The 23,520-nt window shown below is 41.4% G+C and carries 27 protein-coding genes, 1 tRNA gene, 1 rRNA gene and 4 pseudogenes; 2 read left to right on the top strand and 31 right to left on the bottom strand.

From position 1 onward, the window contains the following. Positions 1-75 precede the first annotated feature (75 nt). Entirely contained in the window at positions 76-1,236 is a 1,161-nt protein-coding gene (locus JCM19055_RS19340; RefSeq protein ID WP_042360908.1) for an MFS transporter, read from the top strand. Between the two features lie 82 nt (positions 1,237-1,318). Here JCM19055_RS19340 and JCM19055_RS32265 read toward each other — a convergent pair whose 3' ends face one another. Further along, a complete protein-coding gene (locus JCM19055_RS32265) occupies positions 1,319-1,765 on the bottom strand; it encodes a hypothetical protein (protein WP_370543233.1) in 447 nt (148 codons plus the stop codon). A 34-nt stretch (positions 1,766-1,799) separates the two neighbouring features. Beyond that, positions 1,800-2,339 (bottom strand): serine hydrolase domain-containing protein, encoded by a 540-nt coding sequence (locus JCM19055_RS32260; protein WP_370543232.1) that lies wholly within the window; start codon positions 2,337-2,339, stop codon positions 1,800-1,802. A gap of 159 nt (positions 2,340-2,498) precedes the next feature. On the opposite strand from JCM19055_RS32260, the gene JCM19055_RS19330 reads away from it, so the two are divergent. After that, positions 2,499-2,693, top strand: coding sequence for an alpha/beta-type small acid-soluble spore protein (locus JCM19055_RS19330; RefSeq protein WP_042360907.1), 195 nt, complete (start codon positions 2,499-2,501; stop codon positions 2,691-2,693). 56 nt (positions 2,694-2,749) lie between these two features. On the opposite strand, the gene JCM19055_RS19325 is transcribed toward JCM19055_RS19330, so the two are convergent. The 29 genes and pseudogenes from JCM19055_RS19325 to JCM19055_RS25855 all read right to left on the bottom strand — a co-directional run bounded on the left by JCM19055_RS19325 (position 2,750) and on the right by JCM19055_RS25855 (position 23,369). Beyond that, a complete protein-coding gene (locus JCM19055_RS19325) occupies positions 2,750-4,210 on the bottom strand; it encodes a hypothetical protein (protein ID WP_042360906.1) in 1,461 nt (486 codons plus the stop codon). A gap of 160 nt (positions 4,211-4,370) precedes the next feature. Continuing rightward, positions 4,371-5,387 carry a tRNA (adenosine(37)-N6)-threonylcarbamoyltransferase complex transferase subunit TsaD gene (tsaD, locus tag JCM19055_RS19320; protein ID WP_042360905.1) on the bottom strand — a complete coding sequence of 339 codons (1,017 nt, stop codon included), beginning with the start codon at positions 5,385-5,387 and terminating at the stop codon, positions 4,371-4,373. Positions 5,388-5,402: 15 nt separating this feature from the next. Next, a pseudogene (locus tag JCM19055_RS32255) lies at positions 5,403-5,519 on the bottom strand (ribosomal-protein-alanine N-acetyltransferase RimI); the annotation flags it as partial. Continuing rightward, positions 5,518-5,826 carry a GNAT family N-acetyltransferase gene (locus tag JCM19055_RS19315; protein WP_370543235.1) on the bottom strand — a complete coding sequence of 103 codons (309 nt, stop codon included), beginning with the start codon at positions 5,824-5,826 and terminating at the stop codon, positions 5,518-5,520. The gene JCM19055_RS19315 and the pseudogene JCM19055_RS32255, both read right to left, overlap by 2 nt. 35 nt (positions 5,827-5,861) lie before the next feature. Further along, positions 5,862-6,071 carry a hypothetical protein gene (locus JCM19055_RS24720; RefSeq protein ID WP_052366566.1) on the bottom strand — a complete coding sequence of 70 codons (210 nt, stop codon included), beginning with the start codon at positions 6,069-6,071 and terminating at the stop codon, positions 5,862-5,864. Continuing rightward, positions 6,034-6,555, bottom strand: coding sequence for a tRNA (adenosine(37)-N6)-threonylcarbamoyltransferase complex dimerization subunit type 1 TsaB (tsaB, locus tag JCM19055_RS19310; RefSeq protein WP_052366565.1), 522 nt, complete (start codon positions 6,553-6,555; stop codon positions 6,034-6,036). Before tsaB ends, JCM19055_RS24720 begins: the two co-directional genes overlap by 38 nt. Then, complete coding sequence (gene tsaE, locus JCM19055_RS19305) at positions 6,552-7,010, bottom strand: tRNA (adenosine(37)-N6)-threonylcarbamoyltransferase complex ATPase subunit type 1 TsaE (protein ID WP_042360904.1); 459 nt, start codon at positions 7,008-7,010, stop codon at positions 6,552-6,554. The genes tsaB and tsaE overlap by 4 nt, the downstream gene beginning before the upstream one ends. A gap of 14 nt (positions 7,011-7,024) precedes the next feature. Next, complete coding sequence (gene thiL, locus JCM19055_RS19300) at positions 7,025-7,990, bottom strand: thiamine-phosphate kinase (RefSeq protein ID WP_042360903.1); 966 nt, start codon at positions 7,988-7,990, stop codon at positions 7,025-7,027. A 215-nt stretch (positions 7,991-8,205) separates the two neighbouring features. After that, a tRNA-Met gene (locus JCM19055_RS19295) sits at positions 8,206-8,282 on the bottom strand. A 12-nt stretch (positions 8,283-8,294) separates the two neighbouring features. Beyond that, a 5S ribosomal RNA gene (gene rrf, locus JCM19055_RS19290) occupies positions 8,295-8,411 on the bottom strand. Positions 8,412-8,494: 83 nt separating this feature from the next. Then, positions 8,495-9,631, bottom strand: a pseudogene (locus tag JCM19055_RS19285) (PLP-dependent aspartate aminotransferase family protein). A gap of 124 nt (positions 9,632-9,755) precedes the next feature. Then, positions 9,756-9,860, bottom strand: a pseudogene (locus JCM19055_RS25870) (hypothetical protein); the annotation flags it as partial. 22 nt (positions 9,861-9,882) lie between these two features. Next, positions 9,883-11,139: a DUF6359 domain-containing protein gene (locus tag JCM19055_RS30455; RefSeq protein ID WP_052366564.1), complete on the bottom strand. Its 1,257-nt coding sequence runs from the start codon at positions 11,137-11,139 to the stop codon at positions 9,883-9,885. Next, a complete protein-coding gene (locus JCM19055_RS30450) occupies positions 11,136-12,530 on the bottom strand; it encodes a bifunctional UDP-sugar hydrolase/5'-nucleotidase (RefSeq protein ID WP_052366563.1) in 1,395 nt (464 codons plus the stop codon). Before JCM19055_RS30450 ends, JCM19055_RS30455 begins: the two co-directional genes overlap by 4 nt. Before the next feature lie 197 nt (positions 12,531-12,727). Next, the gene (locus JCM19055_RS30445) at positions 12,728-13,060 is read right to left on the bottom strand and encodes an MFS transporter (RefSeq protein WP_052366562.1); all 333 of its coding nucleotides are present in this window, start codon (positions 13,058-13,060) and stop codon (positions 12,728-12,730) included. Beyond that, a complete protein-coding gene (locus tag JCM19055_RS19275; protein WP_052366561.1) occupies positions 13,057-13,983 on the bottom strand; it encodes an MFS transporter in 927 nt (308 codons plus the stop codon). The genes JCM19055_RS30445 and JCM19055_RS19275 overlap by 4 nt, the downstream gene beginning before the upstream one ends. A 342-nt stretch (positions 13,984-14,325) precedes the next feature. Beyond that, the gene (locus tag JCM19055_RS30440; RefSeq protein WP_265182386.1) at positions 14,326-14,835 is read right to left on the bottom strand and encodes an MFS transporter; all 510 of its coding nucleotides are present in this window, start codon (positions 14,833-14,835) and stop codon (positions 14,326-14,328) included. Continuing rightward, the gene (locus JCM19055_RS30435) at positions 14,792-15,319 is read right to left on the bottom strand and encodes an MFS transporter (protein ID WP_052366559.1); all 528 of its coding nucleotides are present in this window, start codon (positions 15,317-15,319) and stop codon (positions 14,792-14,794) included. Before JCM19055_RS30435 ends, JCM19055_RS30440 begins: the two co-directional genes overlap by 44 nt. Then, complete coding sequence (locus JCM19055_RS30430) at positions 15,258-15,458, bottom strand: MFS transporter (protein ID WP_265182396.1); 201 nt, start codon at positions 15,456-15,458, stop codon at positions 15,258-15,260. Before JCM19055_RS30430 ends, JCM19055_RS30435 begins: the two co-directional genes overlap by 62 nt. Next, positions 15,458-15,688: an MFS transporter gene (locus JCM19055_RS30425; protein ID WP_052366558.1), complete on the bottom strand. Its 231-nt coding sequence runs from the start codon at positions 15,686-15,688 to the stop codon at positions 15,458-15,460. Before JCM19055_RS30425 ends, JCM19055_RS30430 begins: the two co-directional genes overlap by 1 nt. A gap of 156 nt (positions 15,689-15,844) precedes the next feature. After that, positions 15,845-16,003 (bottom strand): DUF1540 domain-containing protein, encoded by a 159-nt coding sequence (locus JCM19055_RS25860; protein WP_081831900.1) that lies wholly within the window; start codon positions 16,001-16,003, stop codon positions 15,845-15,847. Positions 16,004-16,067: 64 nt separating this feature from the next. Further along, positions 16,068-17,267 (bottom strand): ABC transporter permease, encoded by a 1,200-nt coding sequence (locus JCM19055_RS19265; RefSeq protein WP_042360902.1) that lies wholly within the window; start codon positions 17,265-17,267, stop codon positions 16,068-16,070. Beyond that, positions 17,251-17,944, bottom strand: a pseudogene (locus JCM19055_RS19260) (ABC transporter ATP-binding protein). Before JCM19055_RS19260 ends, JCM19055_RS19265 begins: the two are co-directional and overlap by 17 nt. Next, positions 17,922-19,109, bottom strand: coding sequence for an efflux RND transporter periplasmic adaptor subunit (locus JCM19055_RS19255; protein ID WP_042360901.1), 1,188 nt, complete (start codon positions 19,107-19,109; stop codon positions 17,922-17,924). The pseudogene JCM19055_RS19260 and the gene JCM19055_RS19255 overlap by 23 nt, the downstream one beginning before the upstream one ends. 1 nt (position 19,110) lies before the next feature. Then, positions 19,111-19,788, bottom strand: a complete 678-nt coding sequence (locus JCM19055_RS19250) for a hypothetical protein (protein WP_042360900.1) — start codon at positions 19,786-19,788, stop codon at positions 19,111-19,113. Between the two features lie 187 nt (positions 19,789-19,975). Continuing rightward, positions 19,976-21,574, bottom strand: coding sequence for a glutathione ABC transporter substrate-binding protein (locus JCM19055_RS19245; protein WP_042360899.1), 1,599 nt, complete (start codon positions 21,572-21,574; stop codon positions 19,976-19,978). 16 nt (positions 21,575-21,590) lie between these two features. Beyond that, positions 21,591-22,943 carry a S9 family peptidase gene (locus JCM19055_RS19240; protein ID WP_193745512.1) on the bottom strand — a complete coding sequence of 451 codons (1,353 nt, stop codon included), beginning with the start codon at positions 22,941-22,943 and terminating at the stop codon, positions 21,591-21,593. Continuing rightward, on the bottom strand, positions 22,910-23,110 hold the full coding sequence (locus tag JCM19055_RS26715) for a hypothetical protein (protein ID WP_265182385.1): 201 nt from the start codon (positions 23,108-23,110) through the stop codon (positions 22,910-22,912). Before JCM19055_RS26715 ends, JCM19055_RS19240 begins: the two co-directional genes overlap by 34 nt. Positions 23,111-23,183: 73 nt before the next feature. After that, positions 23,184-23,369: a hypothetical protein gene (locus tag JCM19055_RS25855; protein WP_081833841.1), complete on the bottom strand. Its 186-nt coding sequence runs from the start codon at positions 23,367-23,369 to the stop codon at positions 23,184-23,186. Positions 23,370-23,520: the final 151 nt, after the last annotated feature.

Below are 23,520 nucleotides of genomic sequence, written 5' to 3'. Positions count from 1 at the left end.
TAATCAGGATTTTTTTATGCCCAAAATCCGTTTACAAAATGACAGGCGAATTTCTTTTGTAAAGGATGGATCTAGATGAATTGGAGAGTTTACATTCTCGCCGCTGCTGCATTTTCTGTTGGTCTCGTCGAACTGATCGTTGGTGGTATTTTACCTGTCATCGCTGACGACCTTGGGATTACAATTGCATCAGCAGGTCAACTCATTACTGTTTTCGCACTCGTTTATGCGATTAGCGCACCTGTGCTCATCTCAATGACCGCGAAAGTGGAGCGTAAGAAACTGTATTTATGGGCGCTTGTCATTTTCACGCTTGGAAATATTATGACATTCTTTAGTACTTCATTTGCGCTCGTCATGATCGCTCGAGTGATTACAGCGATGAGTACAGCACTCGTTGTTGTCTTATCACTGACGATTACAGCTAAAATTGTCAAACCTGAACACCGCGCCAAAGCGATTGGGCTTGTCTTTATGGGTATTAGTTCATCCCTTGTTCTTGGTGTACCCGTCGGAATCTTTCTGACTGAAGCATTCGGGTGGAGAACGGTCTTCCTCGGAATTGCATTGTTATCGTTTTTATCTTTTCTTCTTATTAGTTTATTACTTGAGAAGATGCCAGTGGAGAAGGTAGTCCCTTTACGTGACCAAATAAAATCACTCGCATCTGTGAAAATTAGTACGGCACATTTAGTGACGCTCTTTATGCTAGCTGGTCACTATGTCGTTTACGCGTACTTTACACCGTTCTTAGAAGAAGCCTTCGGTCTAGAACCTTTATGGGTCAGTGTGGCGTACTTTATTATCGGTGTTGCATCCATTGGCGGGAACGCATTTGGAGGAATTATGAGCGATAAGTTAGGCTCTAAACGTTCCATTTTAACCGTCGTTTCTGCATTTGCGATCGTGTTATTGTTACTCCCTGCACTAACCGGATATCTTGTCGTCTTCTTACTCTTTGCAGCACTTTGGGGTGGACTAAGCTGGGCGTTAACACCAGCAATGCAAAACTACCTTATCCAATCTGCACCTGAGACGTCTGATATTCAGCAGAGCTTAAATACGTCTGCGCTTCAACTTGGAATTGCAATGGGTTCTTTTATCGGTGGTCTCGTGTTAACATTCACCGGTTCAATCTATACGCTACCGATGTTTGGCGCTATGCTCGTTCTCGTTGCGTTAGCGTTTGCCTTTATTTCACTCAGACAACCGTCGACTGAAGTAGCTAGCCAATAACGGAACATAAAAGGAAGCGACCGCTTTAGGTCGCTTCCTTTTTATAGAGAAAAACCAGCGCATATTGTTGGAAAATGGCTAGCTACCTCTTCCCAATCACATCTTCAATGGCTTCCATAATCTCATACGCCCCTTCCGACTGATTCGAACAGACAACAACTACAGTCTCATTTTCTGGGTAATATGCCGTATGAAAACTCACACCTGGGTCGTACCCCATTAAATGATAACGAACGATTTCCTTCTCACTTTGATGAATCCACAAGCCATATCCGTAATCGTCTTCGTCACCTTGTACATGAACCTTGAGTAACTTCTCAGTCATTGATTTACTTAACAATTCCTCTTGCATTACTTTGAACCAAATTTTCGCTACATCATCAACAGTGACGTAAGCCCCGCCATCTGCGCCTCCTTTAGCTGGAACTGAATAGATGTTTGTTTTATAGCCTCCATCAGGCAAATTAATGTATCCACTAGCTGTCGATGGTGGCAAACGATCGAGCTCAAAGTAACCCGAATTGTTCATGCCTACTTTAGCGAAAATTTCCTCTTGGACAAATTCAGCAAACGGTTTTTTTACTAATCTGCTCAATCAGCCACCCAAGAAGAATATAACCAGCATTGTTATAGTGAAACCGCTCCCCGACAGGGTGTTTCATTGGCTGGTCTATAAAGAGAGGTAAAAAGCTCTCGACGGTCCTTAACCGATACATCGGGTTTGTCACCCATAATTCCTCAAAATCATCCATCTCATCTTCATCAAAATAATCAGCAATACCTGATGTATGTGTTAATAGATGATGCACGGTAATCTCATCACTTACATGGGATGCAACTTTGTCTAAGTATTTTTTAATCTTCGTCTCAAACGTTAACTCCCCTCGCTCAACGAGCATACAAATCGCAATTGCTGTGAACCACTTACACCCCGACGCAATCCCGTACTTCGTTTCTCGATGATTGGGGATGCATTCAGCACGGTTCGCATACCCGTGATCAGCATAAAAGAGTGTTTTTTCATGTTGCTGAACTAGAATGGAACCAGAAAAGTTCGTATGCTGTTTCAACGCATTTACAGCCTGAAAATCATGATGAGTCACCATTTCTTCCTCCTTCTGAAAGATCGTTACAGTTACAATTCTTTAACGAAAGAAGAATTCCTTTTCTTAACCTTCACAAAAGCGACTTGATCTTACCATAAATTGGTGCGAGTGATTTTTGCTATTTCACCATACACTACGACCATGGAGGTGATACATATGGCAAACAACAACCAACTCGTTGCTCAAGGTGCTCAACAAGCCATTGACCAAATGAAAGCGGAAATCGCATCTGAATTCAACGTTCAACTTGGACCAGACACAACTTCTCGTTCTAACGGTTCAGTTGGAGGAGAAATCACAAAACGTCTCGTTCAAATGGCTGAACAGCAATTAGGCGGACGCAGCTACTAATACATCTATACGTAAAAAACACAAACGGTACAAACCCGTTTGTGTTTTTTTATCGTTTACGTTCTACTCGATTTCTTTGGCTTTCTAATAATAGAAGAAGGCCAAAACAAAAATACAAAACCAATAAACAATCCAAATAATGGATAATACAAAATATCAACATAAGACATAATATAAATCACTGTGAAGATAAAATAAGAGATGTACACCGAGGAATCTGAGCCATGCTTAAAAATGTACCACGTCGTCACGATGGCATAACCAAATAGTAATAGGGTAGTCCAATTAAATTGATAGTCTTCTAGATAACTTAAAACAGCAAATCCAAGCGTAAAGAATGGGTAAAACCATAAAAGTCCTGCAATTAAAAAGCTGACCCTTTCATAGTTCTCCACTTTAGACCAGCCATAACGATAAAGTTGGTCAAGTTGTTCTTGGTGTAACTCAACGTCATGAACCTCTTTGAGTTCAGCACTACGCGCTTTAGTAGTAGAACCATGTTCATTCTTTTTAGACTTGAATAAGCGTTTTACAATTCTCATCTCTTCTTTATCTATTTGATTAAGATCTTTAATTTCGACAAATTGCCCTTCACCGTTCGAATAATAGGTCGCTTTGTTCTGATAAATCAATGACGCTAAAAACGTCTCGATTAACTCTTTACGATTCGGTGCACCCATTGATCTAAACAAATAAAAGAACGGATCCACATCACCTTTAAAGCGACGATCTAATTTTTTATATCGTCTTATAACTCTGGCGATGTAACGCCAGATCCTCCCAACAATAACATAGACACTCAATAACACCGAGACGATGATTAAACCATATGTAACAATCGTTAAAATAAATTCGAGCATACCGCTTTGAACACGAACCACTGACTCCTCATTAACATAAATCCAATCATCAACAAACTGATCAGCCTCGGGTACAACATCAAACGGAACGCCGACTTTTAATGGTAAATAGCCTATTGAAGAAAATCGGTAATAATCGGTCGTATACCTAATTGAATCTCGTTCAATAAAACGAAGCAAATCGAAATTTTCATAATAATGATCCTCGAAAATGTTCAATGGTTTGCCGTTTTCCGTTTGGAAAACAATCTCAAATTCATCAGTGACATGGTGAACAATATCGAGTACAGATGGATTCATCATAGGAATTGTTGCCAAAGATTCTTCTGGAGCATCTTCTGTATAATACAAAACATCATCCCATACTGATTCCACAACAAACGTCCCTTGATGATCACTTAAGTCAAATACAAAACCTTCTGACGTTTCTTCACCTTGAATTCGCGGTGCCTCATCATCTGCAAACGATTTATACTGCTCAGTTACATAAGCTTGGACGTCAATCGGTTGAACCTGAGCATGAACGTTATAGATCAACTGTTCATGATCTCCATTTAACTTAAATGCATGCTCAATATAGACTTTCCCATCTTCTTGTACTTCTAATGTAAGCACAACTTTTTCAAACTCTTCTTCGTGTAGATCTACTGCTTGCACATCTGAATAGACCGTAAAGGCAGAAGCATCAACACAAGGATCGACATAATTATTGCATAATTCCTCATTACAAAAGTCCCTTCTTCTTTGCCATACTTTTTTTTATCTTATAAAAAGAAGAAACCTTTTCCAATAGGCAAAAAGAGGCAAGTCCTAAGACTTACCTCATTTGCAATGATAAGTTCGGCACACCATTTAACGTGAGTGCCGCGATATTTTTCTTTTTCCATTCTACGTGCGCAGCCGCACCAATCATGGCTGCGTTATCTGTACAAAGTGATAGTGGTGGTACAATTAACTGTACGCCAATCTTCTTCATCTTCACTTCCATCGCTTCACGAATTGCAGAATTGGCAGCAACACCACCCGTCAAAATCAGTTGCTTCGTATCGTATGACATTACCGCTCGAGCTGCACGTTCAACGAGGACATCAACAACACTGCGTTGAAAACTCGCGGCTATATCTGCTTTATTAATGTCTTCTCCACGTTGTGTTCGGTTATGAACGTAGTTTAATACCGATGATTTAAGCCCACTAAAGCTGAAATCATAGCTATCTTCTTCAAGCCAAGAGCGTGGAAATTCAATCGATTCCTCACCCTCTTGCGCCAATTTATCAATTTGCGGCCCTCCAGGGTATGGCAATCCAATTGTACGAGCGACTTTATCATACGCCTCACCGACCGCATCATCTCGTGTTTCACCAATAATTTCATAGTCACCTTCGTTCTCCATATAAATGAGGGACGTATGACCGCCTGAAACGACGAGTGCCATCGCAGGGTACTCAATCGTTTGGACAAGATTTGCCGCGTGAATGTGCCCAGCAATATGATGAACAGGTAACAAAGGCAAGTCGTTGGCATAAGCGAGTGCCTTTGCCGTATTGACACCGACGAGTAAAGCGCCAACAAGCCCTGGTCCTTCTGTTACAGCAATTGCATCGAGATCAGCATAGGTGAGTTCTGCTTCTTCTAAAGTCTTTTTAACAATCGTTGTCATGTTCTGAACATGATGCCTTGATGCAACTTCTGGTACGACCCCACCAAATTGTTCGTGAATGGCAATTTGAGATGCCACTTGGTTACTTATAATTTCTTTTCCACCACGTACAACAGCAGCTGCCGTTTCATCACAGCTCGTTTCAATGGCTAGAATTGTCGGATTGTTGCCCACTCCGCATCGTCCTTTCTACATCTCCAAAGTCATCACATATGCATCTTCATTCGTATCTGTGTAATAGCCAACTTCAAGCCCCGTTTTGACAAATCCAAAATGCTGATACAGCTTTTGGGCACGGTGATTGCTAACGCGTACTTCTAACGTGACTTTTTTTAACCCCGTACTTCACTGCTTCATCTAACATGGCTTGAAACAGCTCCTTGCCAAAGCTATGCCCACGAAACGACGAATGAATGGCGAAGTTCGTAATATGGGCTTCGTACATCACAATCCACATTCCACCGTAACCAACAATTTGTCCGTGTGTCTCGATGACTTGGTAATTTGCAAATGGATTTTTTCCGAGTTCATTTAAAAACGCTTGCTCTGACCAAGGCATTGTAAAAGCATCGCGCTCTACAACGAGTACTTTCGCAATATCATCCAATTGCATCTTACGAACAGTTCGAGGCAACGATTGTGGATTTGTCATGATGATGACTCTTTCTTTATATTCTTCTCCGCTTCTGCCAGTTGCAAATATCTTGGGACCACTGCATCTACGTTCGTTGCTGCTTCCTTTTGACTTGCAATCCTTAACACTTCACTTGGCTTTGTCCGATTATCACCGGTTGCACCAAATATGGCATGCTCACCAAGTTCATGTGTAAGCGTTTCGCGGTGCAGATCTACATCCAAACTCAAAAACAACACCGAGCGTTCCTCTTTTTTTCAGCTCTTGTAACAAGTCTTCCAAAAGAAGTAGACGCTCTTCTTTGTACACAGTCAATGCTTCATCTTTCACTTCATACACCCCTGCATACACTTGCCCACGTCTTGCATCAATAAAAGAACAAACTAGACCTTCGCGATACTTGCCATTTGAAGCAAGTGTTTCAAGTGTAGACACTTCAACGAGCGGTACGTTAAGAGAACTTGCCATTGCTTTCGCTGTCGATACGCCAATTCGAACTCCTGTATAAGATCCCGGCCCGGTTGTTACTGCAATTGTCGATAGTTGCCTTGGCTTAAGTCCAGCGCTTTTTAACACAAGGTCAATGCCCGGCATTAACCGTAGTGAATGATTGGTCTTTTCATGCGTCGTCCACTCCGCACGAACCGTTTGACCATCTCCAACTGCCACCCCTAATACGTATGTGGACGTGTCCATTGCTAATATCATTGTCCGAACTCCTTTAGAACCTGTTCAAATCGCTCGTCTACGCCTTTAAACTGAAGTTGTCGCTCTTCATCACTCACTCTAGTTAACGAGATTCGTACGGTATGGTCTGGTAGCTCATCTTCAATGATCGATGCCCACTCAATGAGTGAGACCCCTTGTCCGTCAATCACATCAAATAAACCAATCTCTTCACCTTCGCCGTCACCTAAGCGATATGCATCAATATGATAAAGCGGAAGGCGTCCTTCATAGTGCTTTATAATCGTAAACGTTGGTGAATTAACATTTCCTTCAACGTGCAGACCTTTGGCAAAGCCCTTGCTAAAATGGGTTTTGCCCGCTCCTAGATCACCGTCTAACGCAAATACATCCCCAGGCATTGCTACTTTTGCAAGTTGTTCACCAACGTACATCGTTTCTTCTACATGTTTTGTATGAATTACGTATTCCGCCATGGTTCTCCCTACTTTCATCCATGCTTGTAGCCATCACGGGAAAGGAGTGTGGTTTGGTCATGTGACGTCATAACGACACCTTCGCCTTTATGAATGACCGTTCCAATTTTCGTTACTCGCTCTCCTATTTCCTTTGCTATTGTTTGAAGCGGCTGCCAATTGTCACGAGCGACAGTGCCTAGCAATTGAAAGTCTTCCCCACCGGTAAGAGCCATCTCAATCGCTTTTTGTTGACCAAAATGTTCGACCAAACCAGCAGAAAGTGGTATTTCCTCTTCAATCAATTCAATTTGAACATGACTACTTTCTGCAATTTCCCAGCTTTCACTTGCTAGACCATCACTAATATCGTTAAGAGCAATTCTCCACGGTAAACGGGAAATCTCATATGCCAAAGCCGTGTGCATTGCAGGTTTCTGATGCGCGGCTTTCCAATGTTCTTCTACATTCTCACCTTCTAGTAGCTGATGCAGACCTGCTGCAGAACCACCGAGGTCTCCTGTAACAAAGACAACATCGCCAACTTCAGCATGACTTCGCAACCGCGCTCTTCCACAGTCCACTTCGCCAATCACAGTCACAGAAAGGTACAAGCCTTCTTTTGACGTGACACTATCGCCACCGATTAACTGCACGTTTTCATTACTAGCGAGCTGTTGCATGCCTTCATAGATCGCTAAAATCTCATCATCGGTCCAATCTTTAGGAACTGCAATCGTAACGAGATAATAGACGGGAATTGCTCCCATCGCAGCAATATCACTAATATTCACCGCAAGGGCCTTATAACCGATATCACTCGGTTTCATCGTCTCACGAGTGAAATGGACACCTTCTGTGAGCGTATCTACACAAGTGACGATGTCTTTACCACTCGTTGGGGTGAAAACTGCAGCATCATCACCAATTCCAACCTTTGTTGAGGAGTGGTTCACGTTTTCTAATCGTTGTATTTTGTTAATGAGCCCGAATTCGTCCATTAGGGCATCTCCTTATTGTCAATGTCGAACATTATTTTATCATAATACGAAGATGGATGTATTTTTAGGCATAAAAAAACAAACGATTTGCCGTTTGTCTGAGTCGTTAGTTATTTAATTTACTAAAGATTGGATGTCGAATGACACTTCCATTGGATACTAGAATCTTTCCTCGCTAAGAAGCAAAAAAAAACGACGTAGTGTCGAAAGTTAATTGGTTGCGGGAGGAGGATTTGAACCTCCGACCTCCGGGTTATGAGCCCGACGAGCTACCAGACTGCTCTATCCCGCGATATTATGAATGACCTGGCAACGTCCTACTCTCACAGGGGGTTGCCCCCCAATTACCATCAGCGCTAAAGAGCTTAACTTCCGTGTTCGGCATGGGAACGGGTGTGACCTCTTTGCCATTGTTACCAGATCAGTGTGACTGTATTGCCCTGCGCCACGTTTAATAATATATCATGGGGTTTTACATAACGCAAGTGTTTTTAAAAACTTTTTTTATTTCTTTGCTTTAGATAATGCACTTTGCAATGCTTCACGAATCTCTTCGGAATGCTCAATCCCTACAGACATGCGGACTAAGCCGTCTGTAATGCCTAGTTTTTCTTGCAAAGGTTTTGGTATACTTCGATGAGATGTTTTTAAAGGATAGGAAACCGTTGTTTCAACTCCGGCTAATGTTGGAACGATTTTAATCCATTGCAACTCTTTAAAAAAATGTCTCGATATCATAGCCAGCCCCTAAATCGAAACTTACCATCGCACCGTTTCCTTTGTCGCTCAAATTCATAGGATAATAAACTTTAACCCCTTCTTGCTCACGAAGGTATGCGGCTACCGATGCTGCATTCTCGCTTTGTTGCTTCATTCGTACAGCCAGAGTTTTTAGACCACGTACCGTGAGCCATGCCTCAAACGGACTCACATTCATCCCGAGTTGAATGACCCGCTTCTTCGCTTTCTCCATCCATAGACTCGTTCCTACGAGCACGCCTACGGTCACATCACTATGACCCCCAATATATTTCGTAGCACTATGTACAACTAAATCTGCACCCAGTGTCATCGGTTGCACGAAGTACGGCGTCGCAAATGTATTATCGACCATCACTGCAATGTTATGGTTCTTTGCAACTGCAATCACTTCTTTTAAATCTTCGACTCGTAGCAGTGGGTTTGTTTCCGTTTCTGTATAAATCAACGTTGTTTGGTCCGTAATGGCGGCTTCAATTGCGCCTGGCTCATTAAATGGTGCTGTGTTAACTGTTACGTTCCAATCTGTTAGGAATTGATGAAACAAATCATACGTCCCACCGTACACATCTTCAGGGATCAGCATATGATCACCAGGTTTTACGACCGCCAACACGCCCGCTAAAATTGCAGACATGCCGCTTGACGTTGCAACGCCTTCTGGTGCCTCTTCTAACTAGCAACCATTTTCGCTAATTGATCCGTATTGGGATTTCCGTACCGCGTGTACATATAACGCTCTTCATCGGTAAAGAAACTCTCCAAGTCATCTAAATCTTGAAATGAAAATGCTGACGTTTGATAGATTGGAGTCGTTTTACTATGTAGATCATTTTTCTTTCCTGCTTGTTGGTGGATCGCTTTGGATTCGAAATACTTCATCGTTCCCACTCCTTTTTCTGAATAGTTTACCACAATAACGCATCATAGATATAGATTCAATTTCTTTTAGATACGTGGAATAAAAAAAACGACTAATCCATTTAAAAAAAGGCGCTCCACATTACTAGAGCGCCTTCTCTCTATTCATTACGATACTTTTTTTCCAAACATCCCACTCACCAGAATGACTTGGATTCTCTCCGCGTGTCCACCATTTTGCTTCGTAGAGCTCTCCTTCGTACCATACGCGGTCACCTGCCGTGTACGTTACCGTCTGCGACCATTCTTTGTACCATCGCCTTCATCTGGTTGACAATCAGCACAACTTGCCAGACGTCCCATTCACTTGAGTTCTCTGGGTTCTCACCTACTGTCCACCACTTTGCTTCGTAGACAACATCATTGTGTGTCACTCGATCACCTTTCGTATAAACGTCCGACTGTTGCCATGTGTCGTATTGACAACTGACAGCGTCTTCCTCAACCCAGGCAAAGTGATTCGCATCTCGCATACCAGGCGTTCCGAAGTAACGCTCAAGCGAACCTGTGATGACAACTTCTTTTTGCAGGTGATCTGGATGATCAACGAGGTTCAATCCATTGCGTACTGGCGTCTGATTAACCAATTGTACTGGTAACATGTTGCTTCTGTCCGTTTCATCTGGATCATCAGCTAGTAACAGATTAGACGGTGCATGTTCGCCTTCACCTAATACGACTTCATTGTTTTGAATACTCCCTATGATATATCCACGTACCGCTCGTTCACCTTGATTGTTCTGAAGAGCTTCTGCAACCGTCCATGTTCCTGTTGGATCTGGTTCAACGTCTTGACCTTCAATTGTAATTCTTGAACCTTCTTCATAATTAATTGGACCGCTTTGTTCCGTTACATAATCAACGACTTTTTGCCATACCGGTCCTTTTTCTTCAATGAGCTCACCGAGATTATAGAAGGAATTGCTATGCATAAAATCATTGTAAGCAACCACATAAGCTTCATCTTCTTCTAATTCTGAACCATCAGGAAGAACAATGTCTACACTCTCAAATCCACTACCAGATTCTTCTGGTATAAGCGTATAAGATAACCCAGATACTTGCAGGTCCACGCCTTGATGATAATTCGACTGCTCTAAAATCACTTCCTCAATGCGTTCACCCGTTGTCTCAACAACGACAACTTCATTCCCAAACCCGTCAAGAGCTTCGATTTGTTCATCTGTAATTTCACCAGGAGGGATTTGACCCGTGACCGACGAAGCATTCAAAAATGCAAAATCAGCATCTGTATCGTCGAGGATACTGTCCGTATATAAATTACCTAAACCAACATCTTGGAAAGCTTTATTCTGCGAATAGAGTCCCGTTTCAGTTGAACCAATAATCGTACCTGGAATTGGTCCCGAAGGATCGATGGTAATGGAGATACGTTCTCCACTCGCATAATCCAACGTTTCACCTTGATCGGTCAATGTTCTTGCCCAATCAGTCATGGCATCCGTCATGAAGCTACCGTCTCTTGTAAGACCTCTCCTTCGAACTCATAACCTGAACCACCCGTGCCGATGTAATCAGCAACAGCCACTGTATACGTTTCTTCATCTTCTAAAGGTGAACCATCGATTGTCATGTTCACATCTGATAACTGTCCAGTCATCCCTGTAAGAATTTCATATTCCATGCCTGACACTTGCAAATCGATTTGGTTACGTCCGTCACGGCTATACGAATACTCCAAGACATTTCCAATTGCTTCACCTGTCATTTCAATCGTCATAATTTCATTTGCAAACGGCTCAATCGTATATATTTCATTTAATGTCACGTCACCACTCGGGATACTATCGCGAATTCCCCCGTTGTTTGTAAATGCTACGTCTGCTTCTGCCCACTCTCTCATTGCATCGGTCCAGAAGTTTCCGAGTGGAGCGTCTTGTTGGAAGCGTCCATCACGGCTTAATCCATTCTCAGAGTACCCAATAACTTCACCTAACACTTCGTCCATCTCTGAGTTGTAATGATCAATAACCGCTTGTACATCTTCATTCATCGTATCAAGATCTGCGACAGGAACGAGTGTACCGTCCACTTCAGTCACTTCATTGTTCTCAATTGCAAGCGTAAGTTCGCCAAGGTTGTTTAAATTCGAACCGGTTTGAACAATAGGCGTCCCGTTTACGATTTGAGGAGAGTTCAATGTTGTGTGAGAATGTCCACCGATAATAACATCAAAATAATCAACATCTTCAGCCAATTGTCGATCTTCGTTATATCCGATATGTGTGAGTGCAATAATGACATCCGCTTCACTCGTTAACTCTTCTTCATAAGCCGCTGCAACTGCTGCATAATCACTTTCAAAGGTCATGCCCTCAACATTCGCTGGTGCTGTTGCTGGCGGTGCTTGTGTAATGCCGAGTATGGCTACAGATACCCCATCAAGATCAATCATTGTATACGGTTCTGGATTGTCTACGCCTGTATCCCCTGTATCGACATTTGCCCCAAGCCATGTAGCGGTAGACGTTTCCATGTTGTTGATCAGATGGTCTTGCCCGTAATCGAATTCATGGTTTCCGATCGTTAGCACATCAAGATTCGCCTCATTAAATGCTTCGATCATTGGAATGCCATAGTTCAAATCAACGACTGGGTTTCCACTTGCATAATCTCCCGCATCTAAGTACAAAACATTGTCGTACTCTTCACGAACTTGATCAATGTAACCTGCCGCTTTACCAAAGTTATCAAACGTTGCGTGAATGTCATTCGTATGTAGAATCTTTAAGACTTCATTTTGCTCTGCATCTACCTCACTTGATATAGCTAGTGTGGCTGTCAAAGCTAGACCAGCTAGTGCTGTTGCTTTTGAATAACGAACAATTCTCCCTCTCATAAACTTGCTCCTCTCCGCATAGTCGTTTACAAGTTAAGAATAGCAAATGAGTGGTTTCATTCGTGAATAGAAGAACAATTGATAAAATTAAGTTACTAAGGCCTGGTTTTATAGACCTAAACCTCAGGAGTTCTTGTTACTTTTATCTTACACGAAAAATAAATGCGAAAACTGATAAGGTCTTCGCATTTATTTCATTAGGCTCGATTCGCCGCATCTTCTTTTCTTCGTTGAATTTCATCTACATACTTTTTATAATGTTTATCAAGCGTAAAGAACAACAGGCAGATGAACATTAGAATTGAAATAATAATCGGTAAATAAATCCCAATGAAAATAATAGTTTGTATAGCTAAAGACGATTGTTCTGCTACGGTGCCAAGGTAACCTCCAAAGCTTAATAACCATCCAATGGAAGCTAGTCCTATCCCTGTACCAACTTTAATCCCGAAACTCGCCCCACTATTCACAAGACCAACTGTCCGTTTACCGGTTTTGTATTCGCCGTATTCTGCCGTATCATTAATCATTGCAAATAAAACAGCAACGTCGGCATCACACCTACCGCTGCAATCACATTACCAATTACAATAATGGATACATCAAACGGGTTAATAATCTTAAATGCATTTCCAAGAATACAAATAATAATCCCAATTAAAACCGTGTTTCTCTTCCCGAACTTTAAAACAAACGGACCGACAAAAAACAAGGTAATAACCATTGGCAAAATGGACGATATGCCAAGCAACGGATAAATGCTTTGGTTTTCTAATACCCATGTTGCATAGTAAAGACCAGATCCTTGGTTAACAGCGATTAATGTATAAAACAATATGCAATACACTGTAATAACAATCCAATATTTGTTTCTGAATAATGCGGAAATCCCCTCTTTTACACCAACCGTCTCTAGGTTAACAGGGACCACTCGCTCTTTCGTTTTTAGAAAGGTGATATAAAGTAAAACGACCGCAATGGTTGCATAAATGATAGCGACTGTTGTCCAACCAATTGCTGATGCAAGAGGTTGCGTGATGACTGTAACGATTAAAGCTCCTGATAAGTTCAAAATAGTTGAATAAATGTTTGCCATCGAACGACTTTTAGGATCGAGTGTTAACATTCCCATAAGAGACTTGTACGGAATTGAAATGAATGTATACATAATAATAAATAAGAAAAAGGTGACGTACGCATACATCACTTGATTAGAGATCGCCATTTCCGGGACTGAGAACACAGCCACAATCGCAATCCCTAATGGTACCGAGCCCCAAATTAACCACGGCCTTGCTTTACCGTGCTTTGATTTGGTTTTATCGACCGCAACGCCCATTAAAATATCCGTAACACCGTCAAACACGCGACTTACGAGCATTAAAGTCCCTACCACGCCCGCAGCTAAACCAACAACATCTGTATAATAAAACGTTAAAAATGTCCCGACCATCGTCCATAGAGAAAACGTTGCATACGCACCAAAGCCATAAAACCATAATTCTTTTTTTCGGAGGTACTTGCATGTCCAAATTCGGTTGGACCCGTGAAGTGATCTCTCTGCTTAACATATGATCCCCCTTTTAAATTAAAGCGCTTACATTATTGATTATTATGAATATTATCATATAAGCAGCGCTTTTCCTATATTTATTTCATATTGTAAGGGAATCTTTTTACAGCATTCATTCAAAATCGTATCCATTTAACGATTAACATAAGGTAGGGGACTCATCACCTAGAATGAAAGTCTGGACCTCATCACACATAGAAATGTTTCATTACACAATACCAATCAATTCTCATTTTTCCTCTGTTGAATCTCGTTTAAATAAGTCGCATAGTGTTTATCAAGCGTAAAAAATAGCAAACAAATAAACATCATCACCGAGAGGACAACCGGTAAAAAGATAAAAATAAATTTAATGGATTCTAAAGCTGATGGCACTTGCTCTTCTGCTGTACCAACGTATCCTCCGATACTCAGCAACCAGCCAATTGAGGCTAGCCCAAGGCCTGTCCCCACCTTTATACCAAAACTAGCTCCACTATTAATTAATCCAACAGTACGTTTCCCCGTTTTAAATTCGCCGTATTCCGCTGTATCATTAATCATCGCAAACAAAACGGCAAACGTTGGCATAATGCCAATCGCTACAATGACATTTCCTGTTAATATAATTGCTAGACTATACGGATCAATGACTTTAAACACATTGCCTATCATACAAATGACAATACCGACTAAAACCGTGTTTCGTTTACCAAAACGATGAATGAGTGGTCCTACAAAAAAACAATGCAATAATCATCGGCAAAATTTGAGTGATTCCAATGAGTGGATAAACTTGTTGATTATTTAAAATCCATGTCGCATAATAAAGACCTGAACCTTGTACAACGGCAACAACGGTATAAAATAAAACACAAAATACTGTGATCACAACCCAATATTTATTGCGGAATAAAGACACTAATCCTTCTTTTATTTTGACAGGTTCACTATTGACTGAAACGACTCGCTCTTTTGTTTTTAGAAAGGTAATATAGAGCAAGACTATGGCAATCACTGCATAAATCACAGCTACTGCCGACCAACCAATTGCACTTGCTAACGGTTGCGTGAAGACCGTCACGAGCAACGCACCTGAGAGATTTAATATCGTGGAATAGATATTCGCCATCGAACGACTCTTCTGATCAAGTGTAAGCATTCCCATTAACGATTTATACGGAATCGCAATCAACGTATACACAGCAAGAAACACGAAAAAAAGTAACGTACGCATAACTAATTTGATGTGAAACAGAGAGGTTAGGCACAGAAAACAAGCACACAATGGCAATTCCTAGCGGTAACGAACCCCAAATCAACCAAGGCCTCGCCTTGCCGTGTCTGGACGTTGTTTTATCGACAGCAACACCCATCAAACGTCCGTTACCCCATCAAAGATTCGGCTCACAATCATCAATGTACCGATGACCCCTGCTGCTAATCCAACAACATCTGTATAATAAAACGTTAAAAATGTCGAAACCAATGTCGACAACGAAAATGTCGCGTAGGCCCCTAATCCATAATACCAAAGCTCCTTTTTCGGCGGTACTTGCATGTCCATCGTTTGCGAAATGATCGGTTTCACTTCTTGACTTAACATTGCACCCTCCTTTTCATGAAGCGCTTACATTACTTAATATTTTGAATAGTAGCATAGTTATAATGCTTTTCCCATCTTTATTTTATTGATCCAACAGCTTCGACAATCTTTTCTACATACGAAAGACCGGTCGCAATTGCAACCGGTCTTTCTGTGTTAGTGGTGTTTCGGATGAAATGTGTGGCAATCGGTTTCCATTCGCTCGGTCGTTCGATCTTCTGCGTTTGAAACGACATAAATTCGATCCGCTTCGCAATGGTTACCTTCGCCCCAGTGAACACAGTTTTCTACTTCACACAATACTTCTTGAGCCATTGTCATTCCTCCTCACGAGCTAGTGTAGACAAGTGAAAGAGATTTTACACATCAATGCAATAGCTTATTCGTGACGTAACGCCTCGATTGGATCGAGTTTCGCTGCTTTATTCGCCGGTAACAATCCGAAGACGATTCCGACAAACATTGAGAATCCGACACCGAGTAAGACAACTGGAATGGAGACGAGGAATGGCCATCCCGCGATGAGCGAGACGGTATTTGCAACACCCGCTCCGAGCATAATTCCGATCAGTCCACCGATTGTTGTTAGCGTCACAGATTCAATTAGGAATTGAAGTAAGATATTCCCTCTCGTTGCACCGAGAGACTTTCTTAACCCAATTTCACGCGTTCGCTCTGTTACTGATACGAGCATAATATTCATAACACCAATTCCACCAACGAGCAGTGAAATGCCAGCGACACCGCCAATAATCATCGTCGTAACGTTCGTCACTTGCGAGATTCCTTGTTCAATCTCTTCCATATTTAATACTTGGTATTCACCAGAAAGAGTCGATTGATCGTTAAGGTAATTGGTCACTGCATGGCTTGCTATCTGTATATCATCAGCGCTGTTTGCTTGTACGTTTAACATGTCCATGTTGTCCGTGCCATAAAGCATTGGCCATGAAGACTGAGGAAGCAATACTTCATCAACTTGAAAAGCGAAGAAGCTTTGATTCTCACGTTCATGTACGCCAATGACTTCAAACGGTACACCTTCGATGTTAACAATTTGACCGACAGCTTCATCATTGGTCGCAAACAACTCTTCAACAACACCTGTACTTAATGTAACGACTCTTCGTCCGTTATCTACATCTCGGTTATCAAGGAGCCGACCTGAAGAAGCTGTAAACTCATTTAAGTCATAGTAATTCTCGTTAATGGCGAGGATTTGTGCCCCTGCGGCTTCTTGATGATAGACAACGTTCGTTGAATTATATGCATAGGCAATCACTTGATTAACAGAAGGCATTTCTTGAATTGCCCGTAAATCCTCGGTTGTATACGCGACATCGTCATACGCATCATAGTCCATTAACTCTTCATCTGGAGGCATATAATACACTTCAAACGTATTGTTACCACCACCAGCAAATTGTGAGGTCAGTACTGCCTCCCCGCCTTTACCAATTGCTACTACTGTAATGACAGAGCCTACCCCGATAATAATCCCGAGCATCGTAAGCATGGATCGTAATCGGTGGCTCCATAAAGAACGAAGGGCCATCTTTACACTATCGAGGAACGACATACTCATGCCCCCGATCTTTAATAATCTCACCGTCACGAACAGTTACAATTCGCTTTGCATAATCTGCGACTTCTTGTTCGTGTGTAACCATAATCAGTGTAGCTCCCTCATGATGAAGTTGTGTGAACAACTCCATAATTTGAGTTCCTGATTTGGAATCAAGAGCACCTGTTGGTTCATCTGCTAAAATGAGACTCGGTTCATTAATTAACGCTCGTGCAATGGCAACTCTTTGCTTTTGACCACCAGATAACTGGTTCGGTAAATGGTTGACACGATCTTCTAATCCAACCTTTTCTAAAGCAAGACGCGCCCGCTCTCTACGTTCTTTTTTTCTTAATCCCGCCATAAATGAGTGGTAATTCTACATTCATCATCGCCGAAAGCTTCGGTAAAAGATGAAACTGTTGAAAAACGAAACCGATTTGAGCATTGCGGACTTTTGCCAACTCTTTCTCAGGTTGTGATGCCACATCGGTCCCATGTAGTAAATATTCACCTGAAGTCGGTTGGTCAAGGCACCCAATCATATTCATGAGCGTAGATTTTCCAGATCCTGATGGACCCATAATCGCGACAAACTCATTTTCTTCAATTTTAAGATGAATATCATTTAAGACGTGAAGCGTTTGATCCCCGTTTTTGTACTGCTTGTCAAGATTCTTCAGGTGGATCATTGACGACTACCTCCATGCCTTCATAAATCGTCTCCAATGGTTCTAAGTCAATTACGGATTCGCCCGCTTCAAGACCAGATAAGATCTGTACACCTTGCTCATTGGTAATGCCCGTCTCAACCGCTTGCATTCTAGCAATTCCCTCTTCTACTTGATAGACATAATTTTCTTCGTCACCAGTAAATTCGTTGTATACGGTCTCAATCGCTGAAGCTTGTACAACAACCGCATCGGCTTCTGCCTCAACTTCGAAGTAAACGTTCACGTGAAAACCGTGTAATAAGTCTTCAGACTGATCATGCAATTGCACTTCAAACGGATATGACGTTACATTTGAACCTTCAGCTTGGATTGACTGTTCTTCATCCGCAGGTGTTGAGCCTAACCGTGCTAAAAACCCTTCGAATGTCTGATCAGGTAGTACATTCGCTTCAACTTCTACCTCCATCTCCTCATGGAGTTGGATAAGATCATACTCTGTAACCGTTCCGTTTACGTTCCAAAATTCATCGGATTGGATTCGAATTAACGGTTGTCCTTCTTCGACTTCATTCGGATAGTTGGCGTGTTCTACAATCCCGTTTACATCACTATATACTTCATGAAGTTCTTGATCTTCAAGATATGCGATCTCTTCTTCTTGTTCGCTATACTGTAAGTTCGTGAGTCGTCGTTGATACTCCATCGCGTCACGTTCATTTTCAAGTTGGCGAATAACTTGGTCCGTTTGATCGAACGGATCATCATCATCACGATTACTTCTCTCTGTACTAATTTGTGACTCGATGGTAGAAATTTGATCGTTTTGTTGTTCCATTTCAACCATCAAACGATCAAGGTTGTTACGAAGCGACACGAGCTGACGTGTGATTTCTTGATTCTCATACGTGATCAGCACATCGCCTTCAAAAACCTCTTCGCCTTCATTAACGTGAATATCATAAACGGTACCATGCTGAGCTTCTTCGAAAATCGCCTGACTTTCTCCTGGTTCAACGCGACCATTTGCAATAATGGTATCGTATAATGTTTCTTCACTAGTAAGTACGTTCGTTACGACGACTGGGTCATCTGTCGTCATACCTTCAGATAAAATATAGCTATTTCCGACCATAAGCCCACCAAGCATTAGTAAGCCTATGAGAATCCCAATTCTCTTTTTCATGTTATTGCACCCCTTGCATCATTGAGAAATAGGTGTAAAGAGCAATAAGCGTCATAACAACGAGATAAATAAGCGTTGTCGTGAGTACTATGTAACGTGTGCTCTTGGCAGTGTTCACCTTAAGTGCAAAAACCTGCACGATAAAACACCCGATTATAAGGAGGTTAAACTGGCCAAAGAAAAACGATAAAAACGATTCATCAAAAGCCAAATGCGCCAAATAACCGAAACTTGTTACAGAATATTGATGCTCCAAGCCAAACGTTATGTAATAAGGCAAATCAAGAAGCAATGTTACGATATAAATCGGCAAGAAATAGCTGAATATTATAAACAGCCTCTTAAAACCTACGTCTTTATAAAAGATCCAAAATACGAGAGCTAATAGTAACACGGCAAGAATAGCCATACCGATTGCAAACACACCGCTTAACGCCGTTACAACCGTCACCAACATCGACGCTTCATCGTAGCCAATCATTCCTGCCCCTTCAGCCACAAAGGTCTGAATGAGATCTTCTCGGATAAACCACTGACTTAAGAACGTCAGAACCCCGACTAAAAGTGCACTTACGATTAATCTCCAAGCTAGTCCTTTCGTTGCTTCTGATTCTTTTAACGTAGAAAAATGGCTTTTCGTGTCAAAAAGCCCACGCAAAAACTTAACGTGATGGATCATCTATGTACTCCCCCTATGTAACAAAAATCAAATCGTTAGATTTATTATCAAAAAAATACTAATCCTTTCTTATTATGACAGATTTCTCATTGTGTACAATATCCTTTATAAAATCTTATTATAAGAAAATCATATAAAAAATGGCAAAAGCCTAATGCTCTACGAATAGAACATTAGACTTAGATTGTTAATAACTATTTTCTGTATCTTCTAATGTGACTTCATCAAACACGAAACGAGAGTTTGCATATCGTTTGAAGCCGTCCACATGCTCTCCAACCGCATCAATGTTTTGTGTGAAAGAGATGTAATCGACAGGAACTTCTTCAGCAAGTAGTGCTAACGCTTCATGATAGAGCTGTTCTCGTTCGTCGATGTCTGTTTCATTTCGAGCTTCTTCAATAATGGAATCAAATTCATCATTCGTATAGAAGCTACGATTCCCTGGTGCTCCGTGGTTTTCTGAGTGGAATAAGGAGAACATGGTAGCATCTGCATCAACGGTTCCAGAAGACCAACCTAGCAAGAATAAATCATGTTCCCCATTGGTCAATGCATCGAGATAAGCCGCCCATTCCATATTCTCGATCGTTACGTTTACACCAATAAGACTGAGTTGATCTTGAATGACCTCTGCAATTTGAACACGTACTGCATCCGCATCATTTGTCCATAAATTAATGGATAACTCCCCTTCAGAAAAACCCGCTTCTTCTAGGAGTTGTTCTGCTCCCTCTGGGTCATAATCAATTGGTTCTTGGTCTGGGTTACTACCAAAGACAAGATCGTTAATAGGACCCGTTGCTTCGCTTGCATAGCCTTCATAGATTCCTTCAATAATAACTTCTGTATCAATTCCTTTTGAGATTGCTTGTCGAACAGCGACATCATCAAGAGGTTCTTTTTGTGTATTAAATCCTAAATAGGTCATAGACAACGTATCATTAATTAAAGGCTCCGCATTTTCAAGACCTTCAACGCGTGAGATGTTTACCGGTTCGATTCGTTCAATCGCATCTGCTTCACCATTTTCAATCATCGCAATTCGTGTTGATTCTTCTGGTACGACCTTAAATGTTACTGAATCCAAATGAGGGTGCTCACCCCAATATTCTTCATTTTTCGTAATGACTAGTTCATCCCCTTGACTCCAGTTTTCAAATTTGAAGGGGCCTGTACCAACAGCTTCAATATCTAAATTCACATCGCCTTCAATCGCAGCAGGACTAATCATGCTTCCGATATTGTGAGCTAGATGTGCTACGAGTGGGGCAAAAGGTTTCTCTGTGATCATCTGTACCGTGTGATCATCAACAACAACAACCTCTTCAATATCCGTTAGGTAATCAGCTCTTGGGGCAGCAGTCTCTGGACTAAGAGCGCGTTCAATATTTACTTTTACTGCCTCCGCATTAAAAGGCTCGCCGTCATGGAATGTAACATCTTCACGAAGAGTAAATTCCCACGTTAATTCATCGAGCTGTTCATAGTCACTAGCAAGCCCTGGAACAAGCTCCATATCCTCATCACGCTCGACTAATGTTTCATACATCGTCCAGTTCACAACATTCGATGGAACGTCACCTGCCATATGTGGATCAACCGTTACAGCATCAGCCGGTACCGCCAAAATAAAATCGCCACCTTCTGCTGCTTCACTTTCAGTTACCGTTTCTTCATCTTCACTTGCACTTGATGTTACTTCTGGTTCTGCATCATCTGAACAGCCCACTAATGCGAAGGCAAATGCCGTTGTCGCTGCTGTAAGTCCTAGTTGCTTTTTCATCTTCTGTCCCCCTCAATTAGCGATATAATTTCTCTAGAAATTCTGCCATTGCTGTATATGCGGTTACTTGGTTTTGGATTTTTACGATGCCATGCCCTTCATCTTCAAACCGAATGTACTCAACAGGATGATTTCTCGCCCTTAATTCTGTAATCATTTGCTCCGTTTCACCAATGGGTACTCGGGGATCATTTGCTCCGTGAGATACGAGTAATGGAGCTGTAATCTTCTCTGTATGGTGAATCGGATCAATTTCATCGAAAAATAAACCGTCTTCTTCAATCGTTCCATACTCGCTTTCACGAAGCTTTCGTCGCCATGGTCCTGTATTTTCTAAGAAGGTTCTAAAACTCGAGATTCCAACTAAATCAATCGCGCCTGTAAACACATCTGGGTAATGTGTAATCGCCGCAAGTACCATAAACCCACCATAACTACGACCGATGACAGCCACCTTAGATTCATCGACAAACGGCTCTTTCTTCAAAGCGTTCGCAATCTCAATTAAATCTTGCACAGAATCCATTCTTTTTCTTACATCATCTAAATGGATATACGTCTTGCCGTATCCCTTACTTCCACGTACATTCGGCGCACATACGACATAACCTAATGCAGTTAACGATTGAATAACCGGATGATACTCCGCTTTTGTCTGCCCTTCTGGTCCGCCGTGTACCCAAAACGCAAGTGGTGCATCTTCTGTAAGCCCTTTAGGCTTGTATAAAAACGACGGAACATTTAACCCATCAAATGACTCGATCGTATAAATCTCTGGTTCGACGAGAGACTTCTCAAAGTTAATATCAACCGATGTGCAATACAAACGCTCTAATTGTCCGTTTTCAATTGACCATTTATAAAGATCCGATGTTCTCGTAGGACCATTAAAAACAAATGCAATCGTTTTTGAATCACTAGACCAAGACATACCAGAGATTGTTCCAATTCCTAAATCAAAGGAACGTGTTTCCCCTGTAGCTAAGTGATACACTTTACCTCGATCGATTCCACCTTCATTGACGGTATATGCAAACCACTCTTTCTTCTCATCAACGACTAAATTCTCAATGTCCCAATCTTCCTCAATCAAAAATGTTAATTGTTTTGAGTGAAGGTTGAACTTCGCTACAGTGATAAACTCATGTTGATGATTTGTTAATAAGTAAAGGTCTTCACCTGTTTGTGAAAAGATCGGTGTGTCATAAGAACTGATTGCTTTATCTTCAAACCACCAGTCAACTTCACCAGTATGTAAATCTAACAAGCCGACGTTGTTATACAAGTTAGTAAACACTTCTTGAACAACTAGTTTCTCATTACTCGGATGCCAGCCTAGAACACGATACGTGCCATCCCCTTCATACACTCTCGTAGCAACTTTGCTCTGAAGGTCCATCGTATACAAATCATAATAGTAGCATTGCGCTCATTGCTCGCATAAGCAATCGCTTTGCCGTCTGGCGAGCTGCCACCAAACACATATAACGCATCATCTTGCTTCGTTAATCTCTCAATTTCTTTATGTTCATCCACGTAATATAGTTGTTGTCTTTCATTTCCTTCAACATCCATCCCTAGAATAAAAGACTCACTGCGAGGAACTTTCTTAAAAAAACTGAATTCTATCATTTGTCTCGAGCCACTGTGAGCTATGATTTGCTTCCTCATCATACTTCCAAATTTGAGGAAGATCTGTTTCATCGCTAATATAAAACAAATGATCCCTTTGATAAACTGGATTCTGCACCTTTGACACTTGCAAATAATTCAAAATACTTTCTGTAGCAACCATACTTCACCATCCTTTACCTTCTATTTTCTATATGTAAATGGTACCTCATGATAACAAATGTCAGAAAAAACAGCAATATCATTTGTGAAATAATCTTACATATATTTTCTAACAACTATTACATTTGAAAACTATTAATAACAATTACGAC

The organism is Geomicrobium sp. JCM 19055 (assembly GCF_000698185.1).
GTDB lineage: Bacteria > Bacillota > Bacilli > Bacillales > Marinococcaceae > Geomicrobium_A > Geomicrobium_A sediminis.
Note: the sequence above shows the minus strand (reverse complement) of the source record. Positions and strands in the feature narration are given on the sequence as shown.

What these genes read in the sequence shown, in the direction of transcription:
- JCM19055_RS30445 (WP_052366562.1), bottom strand. Translation starts at nt 13,060, where the DNA reads ATGATTAATGATACGGCAGAATACGGCGAATACAAAACCGGTAAACGG.
- JCM19055_RS30425 (WP_052366558.1), bottom strand. Translation starts at nt 15,688, where the DNA reads ATGTTAAGTCAAGAAGTGAAACCGATCATTTCGCAAACGATGGACATG.
- JCM19055_RS25855 (WP_081833841.1), bottom strand. Translation starts at nt 23,369, where the DNA reads ATGGTTGCTACAGAAAGTATTTTGAATTATTTGCAAGTGTCAAAGGTG.
- JCM19055_RS19245 (WP_042360899.1), bottom strand. Translation starts at nt 21,574, where the DNA reads ATGAAAAAGCAACTAGGACTTACAGCAGCGACAACGGCATTTGCCTTC.
- JCM19055_RS32265 (WP_370543233.1), bottom strand. Translation starts at nt 1,765, where the DNA reads ATGAACAATTCGGGTTACTTTGAGCTCGATCGTTTGCCACCATCGACA.
- JCM19055_RS19250 (WP_042360900.1), bottom strand. Translation starts at nt 19,788, where the DNA reads ATGATCCATCACGTTAAGTTTTTGCGTGGGCTTTTTGACACGAAAAGC.
- JCM19055_RS19265 (WP_042360902.1), bottom strand. Translation starts at nt 17,267, where the DNA reads ATGTCGTTCCTCGATAGTGTAAAGATGGCCCTTCGTTCTTTATGGAGC.
- tsaE (WP_042360904.1), bottom strand. Translation starts at nt 7,010, where the DNA reads ATGGCGGAATACGTAATTCATACAAAACATGTAGAAGAAACGATGTAC.
- tsaB (WP_052366565.1), bottom strand. Translation starts at nt 6,555, where the DNA reads ATGATATTAGCAATGGACACGTCCACATACGTATTAGGGGTGGCAGTT.
- JCM19055_RS19275 (WP_052366561.1), bottom strand. Translation starts at nt 13,983, where the DNA reads ATGGTCGGGACATTTTTAACGTTTTATTATACAGATGTTGTTGGTTTA.
- JCM19055_RS19315 (WP_370543235.1), bottom strand. Translation starts at nt 5,826, where the DNA reads ATGCAATTGGATGATATTGCGAAAGTACTCGTTGTAGAGCGCGATGCT.
- JCM19055_RS25860 (WP_081831900.1), bottom strand. Translation starts at nt 16,003, where the DNA reads ATGGCTCAAGAAGTATTGTGTGAAGTAGAAAACTGTGTTCACTGGGGC.
- JCM19055_RS30430 (WP_265182396.1), bottom strand. Translation starts at nt 15,458, where the DNA reads ATGGGTGTTGCTGTCGATAAAACAACGTCCAGACACGGCAAGGCGAGG.
- JCM19055_RS19330 (WP_042360907.1), top strand. Translation starts at nt 2,499, where the DNA reads ATGGCAAACAACAACCAACTCGTTGCTCAAGGTGCTCAACAAGCCATT.
- JCM19055_RS19255 (WP_042360901.1), bottom strand. Translation starts at nt 19,109, where the DNA reads ATGAAAAAGAGAATTGGGATTCTCATAGGCTTACTAATGCTTGGTGGG.
- JCM19055_RS30435 (WP_052366559.1), bottom strand. Translation starts at nt 15,319, where the DNA reads ATGCGTACGTTACTTTTTTTCGTGTTTCTTGCTGTGTATACGTTGATT.
- JCM19055_RS30450 (WP_052366563.1), bottom strand. Translation starts at nt 12,530, where the DNA reads ATGAGAGGGAGAATTGTTCGTTATTCAAAAGCAACAGCACTAGCTGGT.
- JCM19055_RS19340 (WP_042360908.1), top strand. Translation starts at nt 76, where the DNA reads ATGAATTGGAGAGTTTACATTCTCGCCGCTGCTGCATTTTCTGTTGGT.
- JCM19055_RS30455 (WP_052366564.1), bottom strand. Translation starts at nt 11,139, where the DNA reads ATGACGGATGCCATGACTGATTGGGCAAGAACATTGACCGATCAAGGT.
- thiL (WP_042360903.1), bottom strand. Translation starts at nt 7,990, where the DNA reads ATGGACGAATTCGGGCTCATTAACAAAATACAACGATTAGAAAACGTG.